The 7,083-nt window shown below is 69.9% G+C and carries 6 protein-coding genes; all 6 read right to left on the minus strand.

Annotation, left to right across the window (positions count from 1 at the left end; genetic code table 11):
* On the minus strand, positions 1 to 1,617 hold a 1,617-nt coding region (locus JNW89_RS22310; RefSeq protein ID WP_238450374.1), incomplete at its 3' end, for a glycoside hydrolase family 13 protein.
* Positions 1,618 to 1,727: 110 nt separating this feature from the next.
* The gene (locus tag JNW89_RS22315) at positions 1,728 to 2,615 is read right to left on the minus strand and encodes a carbohydrate ABC transporter permease (protein ID WP_238450375.1); all 888 of its coding nucleotides are present in this window, start codon (positions 2,613 to 2,615) and stop codon (positions 1,728 to 1,730) included.
* A 13-nt stretch (positions 2,616 to 2,628) separates the two neighbouring features.
* The gene (locus JNW89_RS22320) at positions 2,629 to 3,585 is read right to left on the minus strand and encodes a carbohydrate ABC transporter permease (protein WP_238450376.1); all 957 of its coding nucleotides are present in this window, start codon (positions 3,583 to 3,585) and stop codon (positions 2,629 to 2,631) included.
* An 81-nt stretch (positions 3,586 to 3,666) separates the two neighbouring features.
* Positions 3,667 to 5,046: an ABC transporter substrate-binding protein gene (locus JNW89_RS22325; protein ID WP_238450377.1), complete on the minus strand. Its 1,380-nt coding sequence runs from the start codon at positions 5,044 to 5,046 to the stop codon at positions 3,667 to 3,669.
* 553 nt (positions 5,047 to 5,599) lie between these two features.
* Positions 5,600 to 6,601: a LacI family DNA-binding transcriptional regulator gene (locus JNW89_RS22330; RefSeq protein ID WP_238450378.1), complete on the minus strand. Its 1,002-nt coding sequence runs from the start codon at positions 6,599 to 6,601 to the stop codon at positions 5,600 to 5,602.
* 199 nt (positions 6,602 to 6,800) lie between these two features.
* The coding region (locus tag JNW89_RS22335) for a hypothetical protein (RefSeq protein WP_238450379.1) at positions 6,801 to 7,083 on the minus strand (283 nt) is incomplete at its 5' end.

Raw genomic sequence — 7,083 nt, forward strand, 5'->3', positions numbered from 1 at the left:
CAGCTCAGGAGGCCGGCGCAGCGCCGGGGTCGCCGGCCGTTCCCGGGTACGCAGCCAGACGGCGGTGTCCGGCGGCAGCAGGTCGTCGTCCAGCGGCGCGCTGGCGAGCAGTTGCGCCTCGTGCGAGGGCAGCGGCACCGGGGTCGCGCCGAGGTTCACCAGGCAGGCGAAGGCGGGACCGCGGGCGAAGGCGAGCACCCCGTCGGGGGCCGGCAGCCAGCGCAGCGTCCCGTCCCCGAGGTCCGCCTCGGTACGCCGCACGCCGATCGCGGCCCGGTACAGCTCCAGCATCGAGTGCGGGTCGTCGGTCTGCGCCCGGACGGTCCGGTCCTTCCACTCCGCCGGCTGGGGCAACCAGGGCGTCCGGATCGCGCCGTCCGGGCTGAACCCGAACGGCGGTGCGTCGCCGGCCCAGGGCAGCGGCACCCGGCAGCCGTCCCGGCCGTGCCCCGAGCGCTCCCACATCGGGTCCTGGCGCAGCGCGGGCGGGATGTCCTCGACCTCCCACAGGCCCAGCTCCTCGCCCGGGTAGACGTAGACCGCGCCGGGCAGGGCGAGGGTGAGCAGCGCCGCCGCCCGGGCCCGGAGGGTGCCCAGCTCCAGATCGGTGGGGACGCCTTCGCGCTTGCCGGCGAAGCTGAACGTGGTGTCCGCCCGGCCGTAGCGGGTGACGTGGCGGGTCACGTCGTGGTTGGACAGCACCCAGGTGGCGGGCGCGCCGACCGGGGCGTGCGCGGCGAGCGTCTCGTCGACGCAGCGGCGCAGCGCGGTCGCGTCCCAGGCGCAGCCGAGGAAGTCGAAGTTGAACGCCGAGTGCAGCTCGTCCGGGCGCAGGTAGTGGGCGAAGCGGTCCCGGTCCGGCAACCACACCTCGCCGATCAGCGCCCGCTCCCCCGGGTAGGAGTCGGCGATCCGTCGCCAGGCGCGGTAGATCTCGTGCACCCCGTCGAGGTCGTGGAACGGGTGCGGCCGGCCGGCCAGGGCCTCGGGCAGCGTCCCGTCCTTGACCAGCAGCCCCGCCGAGTCGATCCGGATGCCGTCCACCCCCCGGTCGAACCAGAACCGCAGGATGTCCTCGAACTCCGCCCGTACCCGGGGGTGGTCCCAGTTGAAGTCCGGCTGCTCGGCGGTGAACAGGTGCAGGTACCAGTCGCCGGGGGTGCCGTCCGGGTCGACGGTCCGGGTCCAGGTCTCGCCGCCGAACTCGCCGACCCAGTCGGTGGGCCGCTGGTCGCCGTTCGGGCCCCGGCCGGGGCGGAACCAGAACAGCTCCCGCTCGGGCGCGTCCGGGCCGGCGGCGAGCGCCGCCTGGAACCAGGGGTGCGCGTCAGAGCAGTGGTTCGGCACCACGTCCACGATGATCCGGATGCCGAGGGCGTGTGCCTCCGCGATCAGCGCCTCCGCTTCGGCCAGGGTGCCGAAGACCGGATCGATGTCGCGGTGGTCGGCCACGTCGTAGCCGGCGTCGGCCATCGGGGAGGGGTACCAGGGGCTGAACCAGATCGCGTCGACGCCGAGCGCGGACAGGTGGCTCAGCCGGGACCGGATGCCGGCGAGGTCGCCGATGCCGTCGCCGTTGCCGTCGGCGAAGCTACGCGGGTACACCTGGTAGATCACGGCTCCACGCCACCACGGACCCTGGTCTGCTGTGGACACGAGCACCTGCTTTCTGCGTCGGTACGTCGGCGGGTTCGCCGGACCTGAATCTGAATCGGGCGGCCGCGGGGCTAGCCCTTGAGGCTGCCGGTGGTCAGTCCGGACATGATGTTTCGCTGGAAGATCAGGAAGACGACGACGGTCGGGATCGCGGCGATGACCGACGCGGCGATCACCACGTTCATCGGCGTACCACCCGAGAAGGCGTAGATGCCGACGCTGACCGTCCGGGTCTCGGGCGACGGCATGACCAGCTTCGGCCAGAGGAAGTCCTTCCAGACCGCCGTCACGGCGAAGATCGAGACCACGCCGAGGATGGGCCGCGACATCGGCAGGATGATCGACCAGAGCGTGCGCAGCGGGGTCGCGCCGTCCACGAGGGCCGCCGCCATCAGCTCCTCCGGGATCGAGTCGAAGAACCGCTTCAGCAGGAAGATGTTGAACGCGTTCGCGACCGCCGGCAGCCAGATCGCGAACGGCGAGTCGAGCAGGTTGAGGTGCAGGATCGGCAGGTCGATCACGGTCACGTACTGCGGGACGATGAGGACCATCGCCGGGATCATCAGCGTCGCCAGCATCAGGCCGAGGATCACGTTGCCGAGCACGGGTCGCAGCTTCGACAGGGCGTACGCCGCGGCGGTGTCGAGGACGAGTTGGAACAGCAGCGCGCCGATCGCGTAGTAGAACGTGTTGAACAGCAGCTTGGCGAGGTTCAGGTTGGTCCACGCGTCGGCGTAGTTCCGCAGCTCGGGGTCGGCCGGGAACAGCGACGGCGGGGTCTGCGCGATCTCCTGACCGGATTTCAGCGCGCCGGTGACCATCCAGTAGAGCGGCCCGAGGAAGACCAGCGTGAAGCCCACCACGACGACGGTGAGCAGTGTCCAGTAGACGACCTTGCCGCGCCCCCGCCGGAGCTGGGCCGGAGAGATGAGGGTCCGGGTCCCGGAGTCCTGTGCCATTGCTCGCCCCGTCCTAGTCCTGTTTCGCGCTCAGCCGCAGGTAGGCGGCGGAGAAGCCGGCCAGCACCACGAGCATGATCACGCCGAGCGCCGCGGCGCCGTTGAGGTCGTTCTGGAAGAACCCGTGCTGGTAGATGAGGTACGCCACCGAGGTCGCCGAGTCCTCCGCGCCCGCACCGTTGGCGAGGATCAGTGGCTCGATGAAGAGCTGCATCGTGGCGACGATCTGGAGCATCGCCAGGAGCGCGAGGATCAGCCGGGTCTGCGGGATCGTCACGTGGACGATCCGCCGCCAGATCCCGGCGCCGTCGAGCTCGGCCGCTTCGTAGAGTTCGCCGGGGATGTTCTGCAGCGCCGCGAGATAGATCAGCACCGCGCCGCCCAAGTTCATCCAGGTCGACGCGAACACCATCGCCGGCATCGTCATCTCGGGTGACTGCATCCACTGCGACGTCGGCAGGTGCAGCGCCGCGAGGATCGCGTTGAAGAGCCCCGCCTCGCTGGGGTCGTACGCGTAGAACTTGAAGAGGAACAGCGCCGAGGCCGGCGGCAGCATCACCGGCAGGTAGACCAGGATCCGCAGGTACCCCTTGGCGTGGCGGAACTCGTTGAGCAGGATCGCCACGAAGAACGGCACCGCGTACCCGAGGACGAGCGCCAGGACCGTGAAGTAGAGGGTGTTCTTCCAGGCCGTCCAGAAGCTGGGGTCGTCGATGAGGCGCGAGTAGTTGTCCCAGCCCACCCAGGCGGTCTCGCCCCGCCGGGTGCGCTGGAAGCTCATGACGATGCCGCGGATCATCGGGTACCAGGAGAAGACGGCGAAGCAGAGCACCGCGCCGATCAGGAAGGCGTGCCCGGTGAGGTTGTCCCGTACCTTGCGGCCGAGGCTCGTACGCTGCGGTCCGGCCGGGTACGGCGACGCGGGGCGACCCGCTCCCCTCGTGGTTCCCGGGACGGTGGTGATCACCAAGGCAACTCCTGCGTGAGTCAGCGGCCGACGGTGCGGCGCGGAGGATGTGGGGGCCGGCGGGCCGACCCCCACACGATCGGATCAGCTCTCGGCGGCGAGCAGCTTGTTGACCTTGTCCTCGGCCGTCTTGAGCAGCGCGTCGATGTTCGCGTTCGGGTTCGTCAGCACCCCGGACATCACGGCGTCGAGCACCGCGTAGATCGCCTGCGCGTTGCGGGGCTCACCCTTGATCGGCACCGGGTTCGCCTCGAAGATCGCGAAGTTCGCGGTGTCGACGTTCGCGTTCGCCTTGCGCAGCTCCAGCTCCTGCTTCTGCGCCTCGCTGCCGTTGGCGAACAGCAGCGGCTGGGGCAGGCCCACCGGGTAGTTCTGCGGCTTGGCCCGGACGTAGTCGAACTGGCCCTTGCCCGGCGTCAGCTTCTGGTACGCGATCCACTTCAGACCGGCCTTCACCTGCTCCGGAGAGAGGCCCTTCTTGAAGAAGTAGCCCTCGCCGCCGCCGAGCGTCGCCTTCGCCGGGCCGTCCTGACCGGGCAGCGGGCCCATCGCCCAGTCCTGGAACTTGCCCTGGAACTGGCTGACGATCGCCTGGGTGGCGTCCGGCGCGCCGATGAACATCCCGACCTTGCCGGCGCCGGCGTTGGTCAGCAGGTCGCCCCACTGGAGCAGTTGGCGGGCACCCATGCTGTTGTCGCCGTACCGCATGTCCTTGAGGTTCTGCAGAACCTGCTTGCCCATCGCGTTGTTGAAGTCGGCCTTCTTGCCGTCCGAGGTCAGCACCTGGCCGCCGTGGGAGTAGAGCAGGGAGGTGAAGTGCCAGCCGCCGGTGTTGCCGGCGCTGTACTCCGCGTACCCGGCGATGCCGTTGCCCAGCGCGGAGATCTTCTTGGCGGCGTCGCGGACCTCGCCCCAGGTCTTGGGCGGGTTGTTGACGTCGAGCCCCGCCTGCTGGAACAGCACCTTGTTGTAGACCAGGCCCATCGAGTAGTTCTTCACCGGGACGGCGTAGAGCTTGCCGCCGTCGGTGAAGACCTCCTTGAGCGCCGGGTCGACGCTGTCCCAGGTCGGAACGGTGTCCTTGCTGGCGTACTGGGTGATGTCCATCGCCTGACCGGAGTCGAGCACCTGCTGGAGATCGGTCATGTACCCGTAGAACACGTCGGTCACGGTGCCGCCGGCGAGGCGGGCGGTGAAGTCCGGCGGGTTGTTGCACTGCTCGCCGACGCTGACGCTCTTGATGACGATGTTCGGGTTCTGCCGCTGGAACTCGACGACGTCGTCGTTCCAGTTCTTCAGCAGCTCTTTCTGGGAGCCGACCGGCTGGCAGTCGACGGTGATGGTGACCTTGCCACCGGCATCGCTCGTCGTGTCGTCGCTCTTCGTGGAGCACGCCGTGAGGCTGAGCCCCAGGCCGGCCACGAGCGCCAACGCCGCAGCCTTCCGGTACTGCGGTACGGACATCTGTCCATCCCTTCGGGAACGGGTGTCTTCAGGACGTCGCCGACCTGCGGTGATCGCACCGCGGCGCCGCCCTGCCAGTTATCTACATCGATCGGATGACCTGACCCCCGGTAGCTGCGTCGGGGCCAGCTGTGAGTGGAGTCACTGTAGCGAGGGCGACTCATTTCAGCAAGGTTTCGATCGTGTGCTGAAAGGACGCGACGTAAGAGTGGCAGATGTTGACAGATCCTCGGGTGGCGCCCGGGTTGTGGGGTGTTCGCTAGCTTTGGTGCTCGTACTCGGTCCGCCGCCCGCGCCGGGGCCCTCCGGTGGTCCAAGCGGCGTCCAACCTGGTCAGCGCGGGGCTGAGCAGTGTGGACCGGCTGGATCGGGCCGGGTGCTGCTCGGCGCCGACCGACGGCAACGACGAAGTGGCCGCCGACCGCGAGCAGCGGTCGACGGCCGTGGAGCGTCGTTCGGCGGCCAGGGCGGCGGTTCGTGGCCGGATCGTCGGTCAGTGGCCGCCGGGAGAGTCAGCGGCGGCCAGCGGTCGACCGACGACCGGGGCGGCGGGTCAGCGGCCGGGGACGGGCGCGGTGGAGCCGCGTACCACCAGTTCGGGCTCGAACAGCAGCTCGTCGTGCAGCACGCCGGCCCCCTCGATCTGGGTGACCAGCAGGTCCACCGCGGCCTGCCCCATCGTCTCGATCGGCTGCCGCACGGTGGTCAGCGGCGGGTCGGTGCAAGTCATGAACGCGGAGTCGTCGAAGCCCACCACCGACACGTCGGTCGGCACCGCGCGACCCAGCCGCCGGGCGGCCCGGATGGTGCCCAGGGCCAGCACGTCGCTGGCGCAGATGACGCCGGTCACGCCCCGCTCGACCAGCTTGGTCGCGGCGACCCGCGCCCCCTCCATGGAGAAGCTGGAGCGCTCGACGCACTCCCGGTCGTCGGCCCAGTTCGCGGCCTGGACCATCGCGTCCAGCTTGCGCCGGGACGGCACGTGCCCCTCCGGGCCGAGCACCAGGCCGATCCGCTCGTGCCCGAGCGAGCGCAGGTGCCCGTACGCCTGCTCGACCGCGACCGCGTCGTCGGTGGATACCCGGGGGAAGTCCAGCGCGTCGACGCCGGCGTTGACCAGCACCACCGGCAGCCCACGGTCGGTCAGCCGGCGGTAGTGCTCGTGCGAGGCGTCGGCCAGCGCGTACGAGCCACCGGCGAAGATGACGCCGGAGACCTGGTGGTCGAGCAGCATCTCGACGTAGTCCGCTTCGGACACACCGCCGATCGTCCGGGCGCAGAGCGCGGGGGTGTAGCCCCGTTGGGCGAGTGACCCGGTCACCACCTCGGCGAGCGCCGGGAAGATCGGGTTCTGCAACTCCGGGAGCACCAGCCCGACCAGGCGGGCCCGCTCCCCCCGCAGCTTGGTCGGCCGCTCGTAGCCCAGCACGTCCAGCGCGGTGAGCACGGCGGTACGGGTCGACTCGGAGACGCCGCCACGACCGTTGAGCACCCGGCTGACAGTGGCCTCGCTGACGCCGGCCTTCTTCGCCACCTCGGTCAGTCGCTTCGTCACGCCGCGATGATACGTCACCGACTCTGCAAGAAATGAACTGCACGTTGACGTGTCACGTCAACGGTCGACGACAGGGCAGCTTCTTCCGCGGACGCCCGGCGGACCAGGCGGACCAGGCGGGTCGCCGACGCCGCGCCCGTCCCGGCCGAGGACGCCACGCTGTCCGGGCCGCCCGGAGGCGGACACGCCCGCTCTGCAATTACTGCACAAACACCTGCTTGAATATTGACAGGTCGCAGAAATAACATCGCCGCAACCAACTCGCCTCGCTTCTGACATCCACCGCGGCACGACGGGGACTGCCCGCGGCGTCGATGACGGTCGTCGGGCCCTCGGGAGAACGGATCACGCGATGTCTCGAATCAACACAGGACGGCCGGGCCGACCGGCGCGCCGGCGAATCGTCGGGGCGGCGGCCGTGGCGGCGGTCATGGCGGTCACGGTGACCGGTGGGGCCGGACCGGCCCGCGCCGAGGCCGCTG

It is taken from the genome of Micromonospora sp. 4G55 (assembly GCF_016803375.1).